At 48.3% G+C, this 19,524-nt stretch carries 20 protein-coding genes; 4 read left to right on the forward strand and 16 right to left on the reverse strand.

Going from position 1 to position 19,524, the window contains the following annotated elements:
- Positions 1-193: 193 nt before the first annotated feature.
- Entirely contained in the window at positions 194-1,255 is a 1,062-nt protein-coding gene (locus tag ACM6JA_RS03245) for an AI-2E family transporter (protein ID WP_414851173.1), read from the forward strand.
- A 50-nt stretch (positions 1,256-1,305) separates the two neighbouring features.
- On the opposite strand, the gene ACM6JA_RS03250 is transcribed toward ACM6JA_RS03245, so the two are convergent.
- Positions 1,306-2,190, reverse strand: a complete 885-nt coding sequence (locus ACM6JA_RS03250) for an NAD(P)-dependent oxidoreductase (protein ID WP_414851174.1) — start codon at positions 2,188-2,190, stop codon at positions 1,306-1,308.
- 376 nt (positions 2,191-2,566) lie between these two features.
- Here ACM6JA_RS03250 and ACM6JA_RS03255 point away from each other — a divergent pair, with 376 nt between their 5' ends.
- Both ACM6JA_RS03255 and ACM6JA_RS03260 read left to right on the forward strand, forming a co-directional pair.
- On the forward strand, positions 2,567-3,265 hold the full coding sequence (locus ACM6JA_RS03255; RefSeq protein WP_414851175.1) for a cyclic nucleotide-binding domain-containing protein: 699 nt from the start codon (positions 2,567-2,569) through the stop codon (positions 3,263-3,265).
- Positions 3,266-3,288: 23 nt separating this feature from the next.
- A complete protein-coding gene (locus tag ACM6JA_RS03260; protein WP_414851176.1) occupies positions 3,289-3,717 on the forward strand; it encodes a DMT family transporter in 429 nt (142 codons plus the stop codon).
- 25 nt (positions 3,718-3,742) lie between these two features.
- On the opposite strand, the gene ACM6JA_RS03265 is transcribed toward ACM6JA_RS03260, so the two are convergent.
- From ACM6JA_RS03265 to ACM6JA_RS03325, 13 genes are all read right to left on the reverse strand, one after another.
- Complete coding sequence (locus ACM6JA_RS03265; protein WP_414851177.1) at positions 3,743-4,855, reverse strand: aminopeptidase; 1,113 nt, start codon at positions 4,853-4,855, stop codon at positions 3,743-3,745.
- Positions 4,856-5,203: 348 nt separating this feature from the next.
- The gene (locus ACM6JA_RS03270; RefSeq protein ID WP_414851178.1) at positions 5,204-5,677 is read right to left on the reverse strand and encodes an MgtC/SapB family protein; all 474 of its coding nucleotides are present in this window, start codon (positions 5,675-5,677) and stop codon (positions 5,204-5,206) included.
- A 73-nt stretch (positions 5,678-5,750) separates the two neighbouring features.
- Positions 5,751-7,439 (reverse strand): DUF4127 family protein, encoded by a 1,689-nt coding sequence (locus tag ACM6JA_RS03275; RefSeq protein WP_414851179.1) that lies wholly within the window; start codon positions 7,437-7,439, stop codon positions 5,751-5,753.
- 30 nt (positions 7,440-7,469) lie between these two features.
- Complete coding sequence (locus ACM6JA_RS03280) at positions 7,470-8,813, reverse strand: FAD-dependent oxidoreductase (protein WP_414851180.1); 1,344 nt, start codon at positions 8,811-8,813, stop codon at positions 7,470-7,472.
- Positions 8,814-8,854: 41 nt separating this feature from the next.
- On the reverse strand, positions 8,855-9,712 hold the full coding sequence (locus tag ACM6JA_RS03285) for a carbohydrate ABC transporter permease (protein ID WP_017251189.1): 858 nt from the start codon (positions 9,710-9,712) through the stop codon (positions 8,855-8,857).
- The gene (locus ACM6JA_RS03290) at positions 9,702-10,640 is read right to left on the reverse strand and encodes a carbohydrate ABC transporter permease (protein WP_414851181.1); all 939 of its coding nucleotides are present in this window, start codon (positions 10,638-10,640) and stop codon (positions 9,702-9,704) included. Before ACM6JA_RS03290 ends, ACM6JA_RS03285 begins: the two co-directional genes overlap by 11 nt.
- An 11-nt stretch (positions 10,641-10,651) precedes the next feature.
- On the reverse strand, positions 10,652-11,338 hold the full coding sequence (locus ACM6JA_RS03295) for a hypothetical protein (protein WP_414851182.1): 687 nt from the start codon (positions 11,336-11,338) through the stop codon (positions 10,652-10,654).
- Positions 11,339-11,392: 54 nt separating this feature from the next.
- Complete coding sequence (locus ACM6JA_RS03300) at positions 11,393-12,685, reverse strand: ABC transporter substrate-binding protein (protein WP_414851183.1); 1,293 nt, start codon at positions 12,683-12,685, stop codon at positions 11,393-11,395.
- A 91-nt stretch (positions 12,686-12,776) separates the two neighbouring features.
- Positions 12,777-13,535 (reverse strand): response regulator transcription factor, encoded by a 759-nt coding sequence (locus ACM6JA_RS03305; protein WP_414851184.1) that lies wholly within the window; start codon positions 13,533-13,535, stop codon positions 12,777-12,779.
- A complete protein-coding gene (locus ACM6JA_RS03310; RefSeq protein ID WP_414851185.1) occupies positions 13,507-15,363 on the reverse strand; it encodes a cache domain-containing sensor histidine kinase in 1,857 nt (618 codons plus the stop codon). The genes ACM6JA_RS03305 and ACM6JA_RS03310 overlap by 29 nt, the downstream gene beginning before the upstream one ends.
- 83 nt (positions 15,364-15,446) lie before the next feature.
- Positions 15,447-15,983, reverse strand: coding sequence for a GNAT family N-acetyltransferase (locus ACM6JA_RS03315; RefSeq protein WP_414851186.1), 537 nt, complete (start codon positions 15,981-15,983; stop codon positions 15,447-15,449).
- 84 nt (positions 15,984-16,067) lie between these two features.
- A complete protein-coding gene (locus ACM6JA_RS03320) occupies positions 16,068-16,238 on the reverse strand; it encodes a hypothetical protein (protein ID WP_414851187.1) in 171 nt (56 codons plus the stop codon).
- Between the two features lie 41 nt (positions 16,239-16,279).
- Positions 16,280-16,672, reverse strand: a complete 393-nt coding sequence (locus ACM6JA_RS03325) for a hypothetical protein (protein WP_007729631.1) — start codon at positions 16,670-16,672, stop codon at positions 16,280-16,282.
- A 185-nt stretch (positions 16,673-16,857) separates the two neighbouring features.
- On the opposite strand from ACM6JA_RS03325, the gene ACM6JA_RS03330 reads away from it, so the two are divergent.
- Positions 16,858-17,826, forward strand: a complete 969-nt coding sequence (locus ACM6JA_RS03330) for an MraY family glycosyltransferase (protein WP_007729630.1) — start codon at positions 16,858-16,860, stop codon at positions 17,824-17,826.
- Positions 17,827-17,890: 64 nt separating this feature from the next.
- Here ACM6JA_RS03330 and ACM6JA_RS03335 read toward each other — a convergent pair whose 3' ends face one another.
- The gene (locus tag ACM6JA_RS03335) at positions 17,891-18,754 is read right to left on the reverse strand and encodes a GNAT family N-acetyltransferase (RefSeq protein ID WP_414851188.1); all 864 of its coding nucleotides are present in this window, start codon (positions 18,752-18,754) and stop codon (positions 17,891-17,893) included.
- A gap of 25 nt (positions 18,755-18,779) precedes the next feature.
- Positions 18,780-19,499, reverse strand: coding sequence for an exonuclease domain-containing protein (locus ACM6JA_RS03340; protein WP_414851189.1), 720 nt, complete (start codon positions 19,497-19,499; stop codon positions 18,780-18,782).
- Positions 19,500-19,524: the final 25 nt, after the last annotated feature.

The raw sequence follows: 19,524 nt of genomic DNA on the forward strand, positions 1-19,524 counted from the left end.
CCTCCCTTGGCAAACATTCCCTTCCTTTGACGCTTCGTGGGGTGAAATAGTTTCGTTGCCCTTTTTCAAACAACTGGAACCTTTTCTTTCAATCAACTCGCTTTTAAGCGTGCTATAATTGTTCACACCGACGCAGTATAATCATCGTATACGGATGGGAGTGCTTATAAGAGCACTTGGAAAGGATGTTCCCATGAATTTCTTTGCTGCCGCCTTGCAAAAGCCGGATGTAAGACGATTTGGGATTTTGGCGTTATTTTGTTTGTTGCTTTACTCCTTGGGAAGTATGCTGAACATGGTTTTGCTAACCTTTTTAGTTACCTATTTAATGAATCGGCTGCATCAATACCTCACGCGACTCACTCACAAAGTCGTGCCGATCCATCCCAAGCTGATTCTCATTTTTCTCTATATGTTGCTGACGTTCTTTCTCATTGTGGGTGGGATGAAAGCCATTCCGGCGCTTATTCACCAAACCGGACAATTGTTCCATGTCATCGAGCAAGTGTACCACCAAAATCAGCACAATGAGTTTGCTCCCTACCTTATGTCTGTTGTTGGGAAGCTAGATATGAAGGGCATCGTACAAGGCAGCCTTGATTTTCTCGCAGTGGTCAGAAACGTTGGGTTCAATGTCTTTCTGGCGATTATTCTGAGTCTGTTTTTCCTGCTCGGCAAAGACAATGTCGTTACGTTTACGGCTCAATTTCGCACGAGCAAATTATCCTGGCTGTACAACGAAATCGCCTACTTCAGCCAAAAATTCATCCTGACCTTTGGCAAAGTAATCGAAACACAGCTGTTGATCGCCTTATTCAATACGACCTTCACCGTCATCGGTCTATGGATCATGGGCTTTCCGAATCTATTGGGACTCGCGATCATGGTCTTCATACTGGGACTCATTCCCGTTGCAGGTGTCGCCATTTCTTTGATTCCGCTCAGTGCCATCGCCTTCAGTGTCGGTGGTATCGCAACCGTCGTCTATTTGCTCATTTTCATCATGGTAATTCACGCGCTTGAAGCATATGTGTTGAATCCTCGCTTGATGGCAACGAAGACTCACTTGCCGATTTTCTACACGTTTGTCGTTCTGATCTTTTCCGAGCATTTCTTTGGAGTATGGGGGCTGATTGTCGGGATTCCGGCCTTTGTTTTCTTGCTGGACATCTTGGAAGTGAAGAAAATGGAACAACCCCCTGCCAAAAATAGATCCGTTCCAAAAGATGTACGAGATGTACAAGTCAACACGTGACAGATAGACATAGAGAAGGAGCCCTTCGTGAAAAGGGCTCCTTTTTACTTCTACTTGCCTTCAAACCATTTGATCAAAGCTTGCGTGCCGCTATCTGCCTCGCCATTTGCCGCCAGTTCTTCATAGAGCGATTTGGAGAGCGCGAGTCCTGGTGTCATTAGCCCCATTTCCTCCGCTGCTTCCAATGCGATTCCCATGTCCTTGATAAAATGTTTGACGTAAAAGCCAGGTGCGAAGTTGCCCGCGATCATGCGCGGCGCCAGATTCGACAGCGACCAGCTGCCTGCGGCACCCGCTGCAATGCTCGTCAGCACTTTCTCTGGGTCCAGACCTGCTTTTTTCGCATACGCAATCGCTTCACACACACCGATCATGTTCGTGGCAATACAAATTTGGTTGCACATTTTGGTATGCTGACCTGCACCTGGTCCACCCTGCAAGACGACGTTTGTCCCCATGATCGTAAACACAGGCTCCATCGCATCAAATACTTCCTGATCGCCTCCGACCATGATGGTCAGGCGCGCTTCCCGTGCTCCCACATCTCCACCGGAGACAGGCGCATCAAGGGAATACAACTCGTGCTTTTTGGCTTTCTCATAAATATGTTTCGCCAGCGACGGCTTCGATGTCGTCATATCGATCAAATAAGTGCCTGGCTTCGCATTTGCCACAATTCCGTCCGCGCCTAGATACACTTCCTCGACATCAGATGGGTAGCCGACCATTGTGATGATCACGTTTGCCTCTTTTGCCAGCTCACTGACATGTTCCTTCCAGATCGCACCTGCTGCCAGCAAATCTGCCGCTTTTTCCTTTGTACGCGTGTACACCAGCACTGTATATCCTGCTTGCAGAAAATGGTTTGCCATGCTTTTCCCCATGACACCCGTTCCTACAAATCCAATGATTCTTTCACTTACAGGCAAAGTCATGTGAACCACTCCTTCGTTTCTCTCTTTCCTATTATCTCGACAATTGTACTTCTCGAATCTATCCGAATATTCCTGCTACGCCTCTTCTGTGTTTAAATGAGAAAAAGGACATATGTCCTTCAGAGTGTTGAGAAAGTCCCCTTTCGCAAAAAAGGGGACTTTCTGTGCCATTTTAGGGGGTACAAATATGTCTCCCCACCTTCGTAAAATGCCTTAGAAGCGAATCTAGAAGGTCAAAATTTTTCATCTTAATCCGAGAAATCCAGACTGGGGGTTTCTCGACAGCCTGAAGGACATATGTCCTTTTTTTTCGCGCGCAAATGCCTTTTACTTAAGAGGGTATAACCTGCAAGCAAACTAGCAGGAGGCATGTTACATGAAAGAAATTCACGACCGCACACTTTTGTATACGCTGATGCAAAATAGTCCCTTGCCCGATATTTTTGATGCCATTACCCTCCATGAAATGCGCTTGTATCAGGCTGAGAAGGGTGACATCCTCTGTTCGAAGGGCGATCAGCTTCACCATATGTACTTCATTCTGAAGGGAAAAATCAAAATTTTCACGACGCTCCCTAACGGAAAATCTTTGTTGCTACGCTTTAACAATCCACTCGCGATTATCGGAGACGTCGAGTATGTCACACAATGCGAGGTCCGCAATACGGTTGAGTTTGTCCATCGAAGTCTCGTAGTCAGTCTCCCCTTTCACGTTTTGCAGGAAAACTACCAGAACCACCCGCCTTTTTTGCAATTCATTCTACATAAAATCAGTCACAAGCTGCATACATCATCGAACTCAACCAGCCTGAACCTGTTGTATCCCGTTGAAAATCGCTTTGCCAGCTATTTGCTCTCCACGTTGTCCAGCGATACGGGTTCGACCGCTTGCGAGGAGCTAAAGACGGCGAAGCTGACAGAGGTTGCCGAGCTGTTGGGTACCAGCTACCGACATTTGAACCGGGTCATCCGCAATCTTTGCGCAGCATCCGTGATCGAACGCAAAAAAAGCGCACTGATTATCAAGGATCGAGAAAAAATCAGTGAGCTTGCGAGCGGAAACATCTATGAGTAATCAACCATATAGGAGGTCATATTGTGCAAGGCATTCTCTTTTCATTACTCGCTGGCGTTTTTATTTGTCTGCAAAACGTGTTCAATGCGCAGGCCAGTACAAAGCTCGGACTGTGGCAAACCAATGCGATTGTTCACGCCGTAGGTTTTCTTGTATCGTTCGGGATCTTTCTTTACGTTCGTGATGGCGATTGGAAAAGCATCGGGGAAGTGAACAAGGTGTATTTGCTAGGAGGCGTTTTCGGAGCGATCATCGTTTTTAGTGTGATGAAAGGCATTACCGCCATCGGCCCTGCTTACGCCGTATCGATTCTGCTCATCTCACAATTGCTCGTCGCTCTCCTCATTGATTCTCTCGGTCTGTTCGGTGTACAAAAGGTTCCGATCACCTTGAACAAAATCATCGGAATCGGCATCATGATCGCAGGTGTAGTCGTTTTCAAACTCAAATAAAGGAGGAGGGCATTATCGCCCTCCCCTACAGAATCAATTGCTCCGGATTCAGCCCCAGCAGAGCCTCATGCACAAACCTTCCATCTTTTCGAATCAGCACATCGTCAAACCAGATTTCGCCGCCACCGTAATCCGGACGCTGAATGCAGATCAGGTCCCAGTGAATCGTGCTGCGGTTGCCGTTATCCGCCTGATCATAGGCACGGCCCGGTGTGAGATGGAAGCTACCCGCGATTTTTTCATCAAACAAAGTATCGCCCATCGGGTGCAAAATGTACGGGTTAAACGCAATGGCGAATTCACCGATGTAGCGTGCACCTTCATCCGTGTCCAATATTTCCATGAGCTTGTCTGTATGGTTAGCGTACGCCTCGACAATCTTTCCTTCCCGAAAAGTAAACCGGATGTTTTCAAACGTCGTGCCTTTGAAATTGCTGGGCGTATTGTAGCTGATCGTCCCGTGAATCGAGTCGCGCACGGGAGAGGTATACACTTCGCCATCGGGAATGTTTCGTTTGCCTACTGCTGTCCGCGTCCCAATCCCTTTGATCGAAAACGTCAGGTCCGTCCCCGGTCCGACGATGCGCACCTTGTCCGTTTTGTCCATGAGGTCATACAACGGCTGGCACGCTTCGGCCATTTTCCGATAATCGAGTGAACATACGTTGAAATAAAAGTCTTCAAACGCTTCTGTCGTCATGTTGGCCTTTTGGGCAAGGGCCGGGGTCGGGTAATTGATGCGCAGTCCTGTAATTTGATTGTCGACATGATGGAAAATGGAATCATACGCTTCTGCGTACAGACGGTACTTCTCCTGCGGAACATCCTTCATCTCACTGTCATTTGTCTCGCCATGAATTCCGATATAGCCTTGCATGCCAAACCACATGTCCTTTTCCCACTGAACGGTCTGGGCAAGCTGCTCTTCCGTTAGCCCTTTCAACCATTCCCGCTGGACCTTCGGCCGGACAAAGCGCAGGTGAGGATACGCTCCCTTCGCATACAACCGCTTCACCAATTCCATTGCCAGCGGCTCTCCTTCATCCACGACCATGATCATAATATTCTGTTTGGCTTGAACATCCAGGCTGTACGAAATCAAGTTGTCTGCTATTTTTCCTATTCTTTCATCTCTCATCGCGCACGCATCCTTTCCAGATTTTCATTGCTCTTCCAGCATAACGCGCGTTTGTCAGAGGAATATCATCGGAAAAATCCTGACCTTCACTGTTGTGGTCGGGAGAAGCTGCGTAGAAGAAGCGAATTTCCAGTCCAAGCGCCTCTGGAGCCCACCCTAGCGTAGGAAAAAATGGCGGGGAATTTCAGCTTTTATTACATACAAAAACGCCTGCGCGTTTTCTGGTTTGAAGCGCTCCCGCCATTTATTCCGAAGCGTAGACTGGAAATCGCTTCTTCCCCCACTACAGCCCCATTTCATACAAAAAAGCGATGCTAAGGAACTTGCCCTGCACCGCTTCTCCATGATTCACTTTCCTAACTGCTTGTGCTGGACATCTTCCACACGCTGACTGATCCTAGCGAGTACAAATGCGATGATGACCGAGAATATCACAATGCCGTAAAATCCGGCACCGATCCCTATGCCAATTCCTCCAGCGAAAAAGATCATGGCTGCGGAGGTCAGTCCTTTTACTTTCAAGCCGTCCTTCAAGATGACGCCTGCTCCTAAAAAGCCAAGACCTGTGACAATCTGTGCAGCCAAGCGCATCGGGTCCATCATCGTTCCGTTGCCAGGCGCGCTGTATAGCTTTGTGCTGTAAATAGAAACGAGTGTGATGAGCGTGCAGGCTACCGACACATACATGTACGTTTTCAGCCCGGCAGGCTTATTTCTATGCGAGCGATCCCACCCGATAAACAAACCGAGAATCGCGCTCACCACTACCCGCACATACATTTCCAAGTCATACTGCACATACAACCATTGTAGAGTCTCCATCCTAGTCACCTTCTTATAGCGATAGAGACATGATATGTGCAGACTCGAAAAATAGACCGGCTTTTTCTAAACCTTACTCCCTTTCAATCTTCACTTCTGGCCCGACAAAGACTTCAAATAACCGTTCCCAAGGAAGCTTGATCTCCCTATCCGTTAATTCGACGATTTCGCCTTCAACCGTATTCTTGCCTCGCTTCCCAATAACCAGCGATTGATTGGCAAAGTAGTTTTCGTACCATTCTTCCGTATGTGGTGTCAGTGCATCTCTCACAAAATCATTGACTTCGTCGTAGTCATCTCCGAGATTCCATTCATTCCCATTCAACTCTTTTACGAGATTGCGTGCTTCTGCCATGACTTCATTTCGGTAATGATGGTCATTTACAAACGATGACAAGAGCAGATTGATATGGGTTTCTGCGGCATCCACCGTTAAGGGCACACCGGACTGATTTCCTTTTTCCAAAAAGGCTGATCGTTGCAATGCCTGTCCCAACGCGCTTCCCATGTTATTTCCCGCCGTCCCCCATGCCGTGTAGGCGAAAAGTTCTGGCAGCTTTACTTCTTCTTGTAGTCGCTCGATCAGCTCAGGGTCAGCTTTGTTTGTAATCGTAACGTCTGTAATTGCGACCTGCTTTCCTTCCTCCAGAAGATCATTGATTTCTTCGACGAACTCATCCAGATCTTCGCGTCTCTCTGCGTTGCTCTGTCCTTTTTTCTTCGGTGAATTGATCATTAATACGATATCTGCATCGTCTTCATCCCGAACTGGTTTGCCGCCTGCTGCGATGATATGTTTCTCGACATTTACATCAAAGGTCGTGTCTTCAAACGGCGCCGTCCACTCACTGCCGTCTATACCCGAATACTCGACTGCTACTTTTGGATGGATGCGCATTTCGTTCAAGGCGAATCGGCTCAACAAGACGGTTCCTACTTCGTCCGCTCCAGGGAAAATCGCCACACGATCCTCTACATCCAGCTCCTTTGCTTTTTTGACCAAGGTCTCCCGCTCTGCCCGGTGAAGACCATGGGGAGCAGCGTCATCCTGAGCCAGCACTAAATAATCAATGGTCCCATCCTCTACCCAATCAATCATCAAGGAGTTAATCTTGTGGTTACGTTCGCGGGCATTCAAGTAATCTTCCAGCACAGACTCAGGAATCTCCCTTTCCAACTGATCGAGTCGATCCTTTTTTTCTGTCATGCCGAGGTTGTGCACTTCATCGTATAAAATGGCCCATTCTCTGATTTGCTCATAGTACTTCAATGTTTCGGGATCAGTCGCCGTCACCGCCAGGCGTTGAATTGTATCGAAGACGTAGATCGGCATTTTGGAATGTTTGTCTCTCAGTCTCTTAATGGCTTCGATATTTGATAAGGCATCTTCATAGGATTGTTGATCGGTACGGGACGCAACAAGTCCGCCATATGCCAGCATGCTGACAGAGATGACCGAGCCGTCCACTTTGCTTGCTTGTTTGATCAGCCAATCGCCAATTTCTTCTCCATCGCCCGGCGTCATAAAGTGACCGAGCATGTCTTCATCCGGCATAATCGCCTCCACCCCGCCTGCCCGTGCTGACATTTGCGGAAAATACGTGTTGACCGGACGATCATCGAGGGGGACAAGGGCGACTTTGGCAATTGGCTTTGGTGACGCTTTTTTCGCCGCAACTGTACTCGTCTGCGTAAATGGAACCATGCCTGTTACTAGTGCTGCCATAGCCAGTGTTGAAATGACAACGCGCAACTTTTTCATAGATCCAATCTCCTTTCAAAATGAAAAGGTTTAATCGAGGACGGCATTCGCTAGACGCAATTGTTCCTGTAATTTCGCCACGTGAATCAAACGCGGAATGGTCTTGTCGTGAAAGGCAATAGCCGCTGCTGTACCTGCTGCTTGCCCTGTAGCCATACAGCTCGGGGTAAGCCTGGTCGTAGCCAGCGCCTCATGTGTCGTAGAGATACAACGCCCCGCCGCAAGCAAGTTGTCGATGGATTGAGCGATTAGACAGCGATACGGAATGTCATAAGCGCCCTCTCCTTCAATATCTGCTGCCACTACGCCTTTGCCAGAAGGATCGTGAATGTCAACCGGATAGCCGCTTCGTGCAATGACATCCGGAAAACGCCTGCCCGCGACCACGTCTTCGATCATCAAGCTGTACTCCCCGACGATTCTGCGTGTCTCACGGATACCAATTTGCGTTCCGACTGCGGAGACGGACGCTTTCGCAAAACCGGGAACTTTATTTTTTAAAAATTCAGACATCAATAACACTTGACGTCTCCCTTCTTCCTCCGCTTCCGTCAAATCCTCGACATCTGTTCCATCCAGCCCCTGCACCCGCGTGCAATTGATCAGAACTTCATCGCTCTCGGGCCCTGTGAAAAACAGAATTTGATCCCGATTAATCGGAACACCTGACACCTTCCAATGCGTATAAAAGCCTTGGACACCCGTCAGTGGAATGGACGGCAACTGCGCAAACGGCGTCTTGTGATAAAACTCATCTGGATGGTCAAGCATGTACTGCTTCACCTGCTCCAGATCAACGCCGCGCATGCGAAACTTCATGGTCATCGGCTGTGTCAGCCCATCTGCATCTCGCCCTTTACTCGTCGGCGCTCCCGATAAATAAGCGATATCTGCATCTCCTGTCGCATCGACGAACACCTTGGCCTTGATCTCATACTTGCCTGATTTACTGGTGAGCGTAACAGAAGTAATCTCTGTCCCCTCTACATTCACCTGATCGACAAAGCTATGGACAAACAGCTTGACGCCCGCTTCCTTGAGCATTTCCACAGCTACCAGCTTGTAAATTTCCGGATGATACGGTGTAACTGTGCTGACAAATCCTACCGTATCCTGCAAATGTCCAGGCGATCCCCCCTTTTCTTGCAAGCGGTCGACGATTTCCTGTGCAATTCCTTTGATGACTTGCTCGCCTGTCTCCGTATGAAACGTCATCCACGGATAAACGAGCGCAATCGTCGACATCCCTCCGAGAAAGCCGTAACGCTCGATCAGGATCGTTTTAGCTCCCAATCGTCCGCTGGCGAGGGCGGCACTGATTCCTGCCGGTCCCCCGCCTACCACGACTACATCTGCTTCCACTACTCGATCCATCTGCACTCACTCCTTGTTGAACTTTTACATCCATGCTTCCTCTAGTCTTTGAGGCCTGTCATCGATACACCCTCGATAAACTGCTTCTGGGCGAAAAAGAACACGATCAAAAGCGGCAAGGTCGCCATGACGGACGCACTCATCAGATGATGCCAAGCTGTCCCTACTTCATCGGTAAACAGGGACAAAGCGAGCGGCAGCGTCATCAGCTCTCTGTCGTTGATGAAAATGAGCGGATCGTAAAACTCGTTCCAGCTCGTCAAAAACGTAAAAATCGTCAGCGTCGCGATGGCTGGCTTCGCTAGTGGCAGCATGATGCTCCAGTAAATCCGCCAACGCGAGCAGCCATCAATCATCGCTGCTTCCTCCAGTTCCTTTGGAATCCCGAGGAAAAACTGGCGCATGACGAACACACCAAAAATTCCGCCTGCCCCGAAAATGGGAAGCACGATCAGAGGCACATGCGTATTGATAAACCCAAGCATGCGCATGAACAAAAACATCGGAATCGACGTCACTTCATGCGGGATCATCATCGTCGACAACAGCACCAGAAAGACGATATTGCGTCCACGAAACGGAATTCGGGCAAACGCATAACCCGCAATCGAGGCAAATAATACCGTTCCAACCGTGACCAGAATCGCAATGTACAGGCTGTTCCAATAGAACAAATGAAACGGCGTATTCGCCAAAACCTCCGTGTAGTTCTCCAAGCGGATCGACGAAGGGATAAACTCTGGCGGAAAGACGAATATTTTGGCCGGCTCTTTTAACGATGTAGAAAGCATCCACAAAAAAGGCACCAGCATCAGTAGGGAGATCGCTCCTAACGCTACATAGTGACCGCCAATTCCCAATAACTTGCCCGCTTGTAATCCGTGGCGATTACTCTTCATGGAACACCCACCTTTTTCTAAACTGCCACTGCAAGAGCGTAAACACTAAAATGATAAAGAACAGCACAAAGGCAAGTGCAGACGCATAGCCGAATTCAAAGTTTTTGAAGGCACGCTCCCATATGTAATAGACTAGCACCTTTGTACTGTTATCTGGCCCACCCTGGGTCATGACGTAAATCTGCCCAAACACCTTGAGAGAGCCGATGATCGTCAACAACGTAGTTAAAAAAACCGTCGGACTGATCATCGGGATCGTAATCAGAAACAATTGACGCGTCCGACTGGCCCCATCAATGCGCGCCGCCTCGTATAAGTGAACAGGCACCTGCTGTAAGGCAGCGATGAACAGAACCATGTTCAACCCCACATTTTTCAGGACACTCGTCACGATCACCACTGGCATCGCCAGCATTGGATTGTAAAGCCATGAGGGACCTGTAATCCCGAACATCTGCAAGATTTGATTGATAAACCCTGTGTCTGTCGCAAACAAATACTTCCACACAATCGCCCAGACGATCAACGATGTCATGACCGGCACAAAAATGGCTGTGCGGAAAATCCCGATCCCTGGCAGCTTGCGCACGAGCAGTAAGGCCAACCCCAACGCCAACACGATGTTCAGGGGGACGAGACCAGCAGAGAACGTAAAGGTATTGCCCACGACCGTCCAAAATTCGGCATCCTGAAAGATCGCTCTGTAATTTTCCAAACCAATAAATTCAGCTTCCCCTAGTAACGGCCAATCCGTAAAGCTCATGTACAGCGCGAGCAAAAGCGGACCAAGCAACAGCACCACAAACCCGATGGCCATCGGACTTATAAACAGCCATCCTGTCAGATTGGCTTCCCGGTTGAAGGATTTTTTCCTTGTGCCACTTGTTCTCTTGTCAGGAGAGAGCGGGACATTCAACTTGCTCTCCATACGATCCCTCCTTAGTTGTCAATCGCATTCCGCAATGCATGGATGGAACGGCGCATTTCATCCTCTGTCCTCCCGATCGCCATCGCTCCAGCTAACAGAACACGAACTCCCGTTTCCCGCAGAGCTTTCATATCCTCCGCCACAATTTTCCGCTGTGTCGGGACGATGATCGGGATGCCTGCCTTTTCTACGATGTACCGATAGGTAAGCAGGTCGGCAAACGTAAGCCTCGTGCCATACTCACTCCCCGGAATAATCGACGCCTCCAATGCGGTCATGGGAAAATGCTTTACGGCTTCCAATCGGGACAAATCAAACTGATCATCGATGGCAAACGTACTCGCCACCCCTTCGATTTTCAAAAGGGACGCAGGCAAATGATGACCATAAATGGAGAGGAAGTCGATTCCCAGCGAATCGAACTGTTTGATTTCCTTGGGATTGAGCTCCTCCATTGACCCGCCCGGAACAATGCCAATCGGCCCTGCGAACTGGCTGCGTATCGTTTGGAGAAAGTCCGTATATTCAGCCAGAGGACCGAACCGGTTGCCACTGGCACGATGGTACACATTGATGTGCATCTTCAAGCCATCTGCGCCTTCCTCCATCGCTGCTCTGGCCAAGGTCTCATCGTTTTGCGGGAGACTGACCATGAGCAGAAACGGCTTCTCTTCCAGTGCTTGTCGAAAACGATTCATCGTAACCTCCCTCTCAAGTCACAACGGCCTGTATCCCAGACCGTTGTGGCGAGCTTACTTTTTCATGATTGGATTGACTTTCTCTTCCAGCGACTTCACGATATCCGCAGGCTGTGCCGTTTGACCGAATAATTGATCAAAACCAGCCAGTATCGTCGTGTCGATTTTTTGCCAGTCCACATGGCCTGGTTGCAGGTGTGCCTTAGGCATTTCATCGATAACCGCCTGCTTGATGTGTGCAGGGTCAGGGTTGCCTGGAACATTCAAAAACGGATCGGAATTCAGCACAGACAAGCGCGGCGGCACAAAGTAAGTCGAGGTCTCCTGAACACCCTGCTCACTCGCGAGAAACTTGAGGAATAGCTTGGTCTCCTCCAAATGCTTCGTTCCTTTGAAAATCGAATACCCTGCCTGACCGAGCATCGGTGCCGAGCCTTTTGAACCCGCTGGCATCGGAGCAATGTCCCACTTGAAGTCCTTGATCGTCCGCGCCTTTGAAACGTAGCTGTACACATCAAAGAACATGCCGATTTTGCCTGATTCAAAGCTGACTTGCTCACCCGCCTTCGGATGCGACCCATCTGTAAACATCATCCGTTGGAGCATGCTGAGTGTCTCCACCCCGTATTGGTCATTCCACGTAAACTGATTCATTTCTTTGTTGAACGGGCCGCTGCCATTTGACCACGAATAGGAAGACAGGATGATCCACGTTTTCCAATCGCGGAAGAAGTTGGCCCCGTAGATTTTACTCGCCCCGGTTCCGCTCGAAATCGCCTGAGACGACTTTTCGAATTCCTCCCACGTCCATTTTCCTTCTTTCGCTAGGTCGTTCGGCGATTTCAAGCCTGCCTTGTCAAACAAGTCTTTGTTGTAAAACATCACGGTAGGCGGGGTAGAAAACGGCAGTCCGTACAATTTGTCATCTTTTTGGAACAGCTCAAGCGTCGACGGAATAAAGTCGTCCAACTTAAAAGCAGCGTCGTTCTTTACATCCGAAACATCTTCCAATATCCCATTTTCCATAAACTGCGGCACCATTCGCTCAGACACCCAACCGATGTCAGGTAGCTCTTGACCAGCAGCCAGCACCGTCACCTTTTGCTGGTAATCGGGGAATGGCACAGATTCCAGCTTCACTTTGATGGTCGGGTTTTGTTGCGTAAACTTTTCAGAGAGCTTCGTATACAGGTCTAGGTGGGCTTGGTTGCCCCATGTTAAAAACGTAAGCTCAACTGCTTCTTTCTTGCCCGTTGTGGAGTCACCGGAAGTCGTTGCGGTGTTGCTGCACCCAAATGTAAATGCTATCAAAGCAGTAGACAATGCCAACAGGATTGCCTTTTTCATGGCGTACCTCCTTATCTGATTTCCCTGTCACCAGTATAAAATTGATCGAATAGTAAGATAAATCACGCGAGATTTAGATTTGGTATGAGATTTAAAGGTCTTCACTGCCTACGAGATCTCGGTAGCTCCCGGGTGTCATCCCGACTTCCTTTTTAAATACCAACATGAAATGCTTCGCGCTCTGATACCCGACTAAGCGGGCGATATCATACACCTTTAGGCTCGTCTCGTGTAAAAGCCGCTTAGCGCGGTTCATCCTCACCTGGGTGATGTAGTCGGAGACATTTTCCCCCGTCTCGGTCTTGAACAATTGACTCAAATAAATCGGATTCAAATGAACAGACTCCGCCAGCGTCTGGAGTCTCAGATCGCCGTCCAAATGATCGTGAATGAATGCTTTTACCTTGCGAATGATTTGTCTTTCTTCTTTATGGCTGCTGTCGACGCTGTTTTCTTCTTCCCGAACTTTCTTTTTGCGATCCAGCACTTGCCTGATTTTTGCGAGCGTGCTCACCAGCTCTAATCGATCAATGGGCTTCAAGAGATAGTCGGAGACTTTGTACTTCAACGCTTTCTGTGCATAGTGAAAATCACCATAGCCACTAATAATCACGATGGGCAGCTCCTCGTACATCTCCCGAATTTTCCCGATCAGCGCCAAGCCGTCGACTTCCCGCATGCGGATATCTGTCACAATCAAATCAGGCATTTCCGTGCGCATATACTGCAGGGCATCCTTTCCATTTTCCGCTTCTGCCATGACGGCAAAACCAGATGCTCCTTTTTCAATTAACGTTTTTAAGCCTTCCCGAATCATTCGTTCATCTTCCACCAGCAATACTTTGTACATCGCGTGTTTCTCCCTTCTGAAAATCGAGCGGAATCTTCATCGTAATTTCCGTGCCTTGATCCGGTCTGCTCACAATCGTCAGCCCATACTCTTCCCCGAACAATAAAGTCAGCCGCTGGGAAATATTTCGCAATGCTGTCCCATTGTGTGCGTTTCCTGTCATCTCGTGCTGCTGCATAGGCGTACGCAGACTTGCGAGCAGCCGACTCAATGATTGCTCAGACATTCCCTTGCCATTGTCCCTCACGCTGATTTGCATTACACCCTCCTGACAAAGCACCGTGAGCCATATCGTCCCTCCCCGTTCCTGATGCTCAATCCCGTGCGCAATTGCATTTTCAAGCAATGGCTGTAGCAGCAGCTTGGGGATACGCTGATCCGACAGGCTCTCTTCCACGTCCATATACACCTGAAGGCGATCTCCCAGACGAATCTTTTGGATACGGACGTAGGATTCTAACGATACGAGCTCTTGCGTCAGCGTAACGTGCCCATCCTCTCGAGCGACCGTATAGCGCATGAGTTTTCCGAGCGAAGAAACCATGTCAGACACATCGTAATTGCCCGAGCGGATCGCCATCATATTGATCGATTCGAGTGTGTTGTAAATAAAATGCGGATTGATCTGGCTCTGCAAGGCTGCCAGCTCCGCCTCCCGCTCACGCAAGCTGCTGAGATACACCTCATTGACAAGGCGGTTGATCTCCTCGACCATCTGATTAAATTGCTCGCTCAGCTTCCCGATCTCATCTTGGGAATCGACAGGAACTCGTTCATGGAAGTTACCTCGCTTTACTTGCAGCATTTTTTCTTTCAATTGAACGAGCGGCTTGCTGAGTGAATAGGAAAAATAAATCGCGAGCCCGCCAGCGACGAGTAAAAACATTGCCGCAATCAGCATCGTAAAACTGCGCAAGCTATTGGATTCTGCGAGCAGGATATCGAGCGGAATCAGACTGATCACCACGAGCCCCGTCTCTCTCGATTGATGATCCACGAAGAGATATCGCTGTCCCTGAATCATCATCTGATTCGCATCCCCACGATTGATCCCGTCAGTTTCTTGCAGCAAAGTACGATAGCCCGGCGAGCCTTCGCTCTCCCTCTTTTCATAAAACAGCTCGTTTCCCTCATTTACGATGATCAAGCTCCTATCCTTGGTAAAAGGCATATCGGACAAGATTTGGTCAAACATGTCCATTTTCATATCGATTTTAATGATTCCGAGCGGTACTTTCGTATATGGCTCTCGCAATAATCGAGCCACTGACACATAGCGCTCACTAGAGGCATCCAAATAATAGCCGGGCCGATGCTGTGCAATAATGACGGCTGCCCCCTGTTCCTTGATCACGCGCGAATACCATCCCTCTTCTGCCAAATCTCCCTTGCTCTTCATGACGGAAGGGTCCAGATTGGAAAAAATCATGCCATTCCCCGCCATGATTTGAATGCCTTTTACTTCTGGTCGGCTATAGGAAAGACTGGATATATACAGCGTCATCTTCTCTCTTTTTTCCATGGAGAGAAAAGAAGTAGCCGACGTATTTGTCTGAATTTCTTTTAAAATGGACAGGACTTCTGGATCGTAGAGCGGCATGAGTGATAAACGCTTCATCTCCCGAATATTGCGCTCCAGGTTGCGATTGATCTGACCCACAATCTGCCCCGTGTATTCAGCCGTCCTCAATTCCGTTGAAGCTGAAAACTTGTTGTATGTGATGATTCCTTGCAAACTTAGCGGGATTGCAATCAAACAGAGAAAAAGTGTGAGAATCTTCGCCCGCAGTGTTCCTTGCAAAAAAAGTGTCGAGACTTTCCTTTTCATGATGGCCCCTTTCCACTTATTTGAATAATCAGTATTTTATTTATCAAAAAATCCGTCAGGTCAACATCCTGACGGTCTGTTCCTCAGTCTATTTCGATTCCCATGTAGAGACAATCGTAGAATGTATCCCCAATCAAAAATTCTCTCGTCAACGTACCTAATTCCTTGAAGCCTAGCTTTTTGTACAAACGAATAGCAGAATCGTTGTCTGAACGGACTTTCAGATTAATTTTTCGTATTACCTTTGATTGCTTGGCCCATTCCAGTAAGGATTCCAATAGAAGTCTCCCAACCCCTGATCCCCAGAACTCTTTCAAGACGCTAATCCCAAATTCACCTACATGCTGCGTCCGCGATCGAATACCCCCTCGAAAAGTCAGGTTCCCCACAATTCTCCCGTCCACCTCTGCAATTAAAAACAGTTGATTATGCGTTTCTAGACATCTTTTGATGTTTTCTTTTTGCTCATCTGGGGTGACTGTCAATTCTTGCGGTCCAAATGACAAATTATCCGTCTCTCCTGACACGCGATGTACGAATGCAATAAAGGCTTCTGCGTCAGCAATTTTTCCTAAACGGATGATGACCTCTTGGCCAGACCTAAGCTTGGATACCTTCATAAGAACCTCCCAGCATGGAAACTTTTCATACTATTTAAACAGAAAAACGGACGCCTGTTAACCGTCCGCTTGTAGCTTGTTCGACTATTCCAATGTTTTAAAGTAAAGGACGGTATCATGCAAGCTGCCATCAGCCGCTCGGGCGATTTCTGCCCGATGCAATCCATTTGGACGACTCACCAGATGCAGCTGGATGGTTCCAACGATGACATCTTCCTGTACAGCTACCCAAATTTTCACATGTTCATGGGGCACGGAGAAACCAAAACTATGTAAGATAATCTAACATCACTTGTTTAAGGTCGATATCCGTACATACTGAAAACAAACAGCAAGCATAGATAAATAATCGCTGCGGGTACAATGGTAAGAGCAATGAAAAACCGTTTCTTCACACTGTTGGCTTTTCGAAACAGCCAAAAGTAGATGAACAGCAGGATGAGAAGAAATGGGACAAAATAAAAGCCCAGCATGAATCCCACCCAATCCGAGTTGGTTTCCCAGAACTGCTCTGGCACGGGTACCCGATGATATTCACTATATATCTGTTCTTTACGAGAGATAAATAGGTAGGATAGCACGAGGTAGTAACCGAATATAACGAATTTCAGCCAAGGCTTGATCTGTTTCGCCGCGAGTGTTATGGAAAAGATGATCCCTACGATAAACCATAATGACAAGTATTCCATCTGGATCCCTCCTACGAAGGATTATAGGGATCCGTTCTGTTGGAGATAAGTACCAACTTTTTTTGGTACCTCACCCTCACGTGATTGCAAGAGTCGACAAAATTTGGAATCCTTCCTATAATAGACTTGTCAAACAACACGGTATGCGAGTATCTTTGCAATAGAAAGCTTACTACCTGTAGGAGATGGTCACGATAACGTACGCTCTTTCGTTTTTACTGTCGTTTTGTATCGTTATGGTGCTGATTCCGCCTCTGGCTAAATTGGCATTTCGCCTTGATTTTGTGGACAAGCCACGTAAAGACGTGGAAAGAAAAATTCACCGGGAGCCTATCCCATTGACAGCTAGCTACGCTATTTTTGTCGGCTTTGCTGCATCGTTTTTGCTCTTCTCGAAAGAATCGACCGGGCAAACGATCGCTGTTCTGTCAGGCTCACTACTGCTGCTAATTATCGGTACCATTGATGACTGGTACAAGACGCAAGGCAAGGATTTTTCCGCCCTGCCCAAGCTGATCGTCCAAGTATCGGCCGCCGTGATTGTCTACTTGTCGGGTATTACTTTTTCCGGCTTTTACAATCCATTGAGTGGCGAATACATATTACTCCCGGAATGGTTGCAATTCATCCTGACCATCCTGTGGATTTTCGGAGTAACGACGGTCATCAATTTTTCGGATGGCATGGATGGCTTGGCTGGAGGGCTTTCTGCGATCTCCGCAGGCACGCTCTTCGTAGTCGCTTTGGTAAAAGGACAAAGCACATCTGCGATTATGGCGATCAGTCTGGTTGGTGTTGCCTTGGCTTATCTGCGGTACAACAAGCCGCCGGCCAAAATTTTCATGGGAGATGCAGGCGCGACCTTCCTGGGCTTTATCTTGGCAGTCATCGCGTTGGATGGTGCCTTTAAGCAGGCCACTGTTCTCTCCTTGTTCATTCCGATTTTAGCACTCGGTGTGCCGATTTTTGATAATCTGTTTGTGGTGACCAAACGCTTCCTCCAAGGAAAGCCGATCTACCAAGCAGATGCCAGTCAGGTTCATTATCGCCTGCTGCGTTCTGGACTCAATCCAAAGCAGGTCGTCACCTTCCTGTGCTTGATCAGTGTTTGCTTTAGTCTGACGTCCATTATCCTGCTCCTGCTCGGAGTATAGGTTATCGGTCACAATGAAAAATGCCGCTCGGGTCTAATCCCTGCGGCATTTTTTTATGAGCGGATTACGCAAAGTCTCTCTTCGCTGTCGTGGTCGTCTGAAACGTCTGGAAGCCTGTCCGTTCGTACAATGCAATCGCAGGCTCGTTGTGAGTACCTGTGACGAGATAGGGCTTCAAGCCCTTTTCCAACGTCCGGTTCACAAAAAAGCGGACAAGCTCTTTGCCGTAGCCCTTGCCTTGATGCACGGGATCAACGAACACATCGTAAACCTCGCCGTGTCCTGTGATGATCAAGGACCCTACGAATACTCCCTCATGCTCGAACAAATAAATGTCCTCTCTCATCTCACCCAGCAGCCAGTTTTTCCATGTGTTCATCGTTTTCTCAGGATAATCCACCAAACGGTATGGCTGAAGATCGATGCCTTTGCGCACCTCATAGTAAGCGTCACTCTGCGATTGGATGTACATATCCATATCGGACTCGGTGAATTGTCGTACGTCGAGTGTCGGCGCAGGTCCGATCTCTCCTGTGTATTTCATCAGATGATGTCCCCAGATAGAAGAAAAACCTCTCTTGGCAAAAAAATCAGCACCCTGCCCGTGGTCTACCCGATAGGTAGCCATGACTGCCCTCGGCTTCTCCTCGTTCTGTTGCAGTTCCAGCCAAAGCTTATCGAACAGCCGGGAGCCGACTCCTCGCTTTCGATGGTCTGGTCTTGTATAGACGTATATTTCTGCTGTCCCGTCTTCACCGGAGGAGTTCAAATCATATGTGCCACAGCCGATGATTTGATCATCTTCCTCCCAGATGTAAACCGTAGCTTTTTCCACGATATCAACAATCTCTTCGATCCTCCAAAGCATGCCTTCGCCAATCATCGTCACGATTGTCGCTTTGTCAGTTGATTGTGCTTGTCGTATCATCTACGCACTCCTCCGTTCTCTCCCGTTAGCTCTGTTGGACGGTTGCTGCTTCTGCGGCTTTTTCCAACTTCTTGCGATGTTGCAAGCAAGCCTCGCATCTTCTGCTTTTTCGCCCGAAAGCCGTGTAGTATTTGCTTTTTTTGCAGGATCGGCACGTAATGTACAACGAGCTCGACAAATTGTAGTTCTCTTCTGGCGTGTTTTGTTTCAAGTGTACCGTTTTGTTGTATTTGATGAGCAAATGAGCTGTGTGGATGGCATCGACCAAGGCGGAGTGCAGCCTGCCCTCCTGGATGATTCCTGCCGTGTCGATCGCTTCTTTCAGACTCATCTGTTTGCGATCAGCCAAAAGCATGCTAATTGGCGGCTGGATGTCGTTGTAATTGCGCATCCAGTTGAAGTCCAAGCCAAACCGCGCACAATGCTCGATCATCAACCGCTTGTCGTCTTGCCCCCATGTGCACAGGAAGTATTCAGAATCGGTGCCGATCCACTCCATAAATTCTGCGAATGCCCGGCGAAACGGGATAAAGGTTGGCATGTTCTCTTTATCGAGACCGATGAATTTGCGCGTCCTCTCAGTGATTCGGCGCTCAATGGCTGGAAAGGTGTAGCGCTGAAATGTGTCGACCTCCACGCCATTTTTTCCGGGTACGACTTTTGCCGCTCCGATCTCAATAATTTCCGGGATCTTGTCTCTCTGATAAGTCAGTGTCGTTTCAAGGTCAAAAACAATGATCTGCAAGCGTAATCACATCCTGTATGTATTG

Source organism: Brevibacillus sp. IT-7CA2 (assembly GCF_949767855.1).
Lineage (GTDB): Bacteria > Bacillota > Bacilli > Brevibacillales > Brevibacillaceae > Brevibacillus.

Excerpts from the sequence above, each read along its gene's own strand:
- ACM6JA_RS03325 (WP_007729631.1), bottom strand. The coding sequence starts at position 16,672 with ATGGAATACTTGTCATTATGGTTTATCGTAGGGATCATCTTTTCCATA.
- ACM6JA_RS03315 (WP_414851186.1), bottom strand. The coding sequence starts at position 15,983 with ATGAAGGTATCCAAGCTTAGGTCTGGCCAAGAGGTCATCATCCGTTTA.
- ACM6JA_RS03305 (WP_414851184.1), bottom strand. The coding sequence starts at position 13,535 with ATGTACAAAGTATTGCTGGTGGAAGATGAACGAATGATTCGGGAAGGC.
- ACM6JA_RS03250 (WP_414851174.1), bottom strand. The coding sequence starts at position 2,190 with ATGACTTTGCCTGTAAGTGAAAGAATCATTGGATTTGTAGGAACGGGT.
- ACM6JA_RS03335 (WP_414851188.1), bottom strand. The coding sequence starts at position 18,754 with ATGATACGACAAGCACAATCAACTGACAAAGCGACAATCGTGACGATG.
- ACM6JA_RS03295 (WP_414851182.1), bottom strand. The coding sequence starts at position 11,338 with ATGAATCGTTTTCGACAAGCACTGGAAGAGAAGCCGTTTCTGCTCATG.
- ACM6JA_RS03255 (WP_414851175.1), top strand. The coding sequence starts at position 2,567 with ATGAAAGAAATTCACGACCGCACACTTTTGTATACGCTGATGCAAAAT.
- ACM6JA_RS03270 (WP_414851178.1), bottom strand. The coding sequence starts at position 5,677 with ATGGAGACTCTACAATGGTTGTATGTGCAGTATGACTTGGAAATGTAT.
- ACM6JA_RS03245 (WP_414851173.1), top strand. The coding sequence starts at position 194 with ATGAATTTCTTTGCTGCCGCCTTGCAAAAGCCGGATGTAAGACGATTT.
- ACM6JA_RS03290 (WP_414851181.1), bottom strand. The coding sequence starts at position 10,640 with ATGGAGAGCAAGTTGAATGTCCCGCTCTCTCCTGACAAGAGAACAAGT.
- ACM6JA_RS03285 (WP_017251189.1), bottom strand. The coding sequence starts at position 9,712 with ATGAAGAGTAATCGCCACGGATTACAAGCGGGCAAGTTATTGGGAATT.
- ACM6JA_RS03275 (WP_414851179.1), bottom strand. The coding sequence starts at position 7,439 with ATGAAAAAGTTGCGCGTTGTCATTTCAACACTGGCTATGGCAGCACTA.
- ACM6JA_RS03300 (WP_414851183.1), bottom strand. The coding sequence starts at position 12,685 with ATGAAAAAGGCAATCCTGTTGGCATTGTCTACTGCTTTGATAGCATTT.
- ACM6JA_RS03265 (WP_414851177.1), bottom strand. The coding sequence starts at position 4,855 with ATGAGAGATGAAAGAATAGGAAAAATAGCAGACAACTTGATTTCGTAC.
- ACM6JA_RS03280 (WP_414851180.1), bottom strand. The coding sequence starts at position 8,813 with ATGGATCGAGTAGTGGAAGCAGATGTAGTCGTGGTAGGCGGGGGACCG.
- ACM6JA_RS03330 (WP_007729630.1), top strand. The coding sequence starts at position 16,858 with ATGGTCACGATAACGTACGCTCTTTCGTTTTTACTGTCGTTTTGTATC.
- ACM6JA_RS03310 (WP_414851185.1), bottom strand. The coding sequence starts at position 15,363 with ATGAAAAGGAAAGTCTCGACACTTTTTTTGCAAGGAACACTGCGGGCG.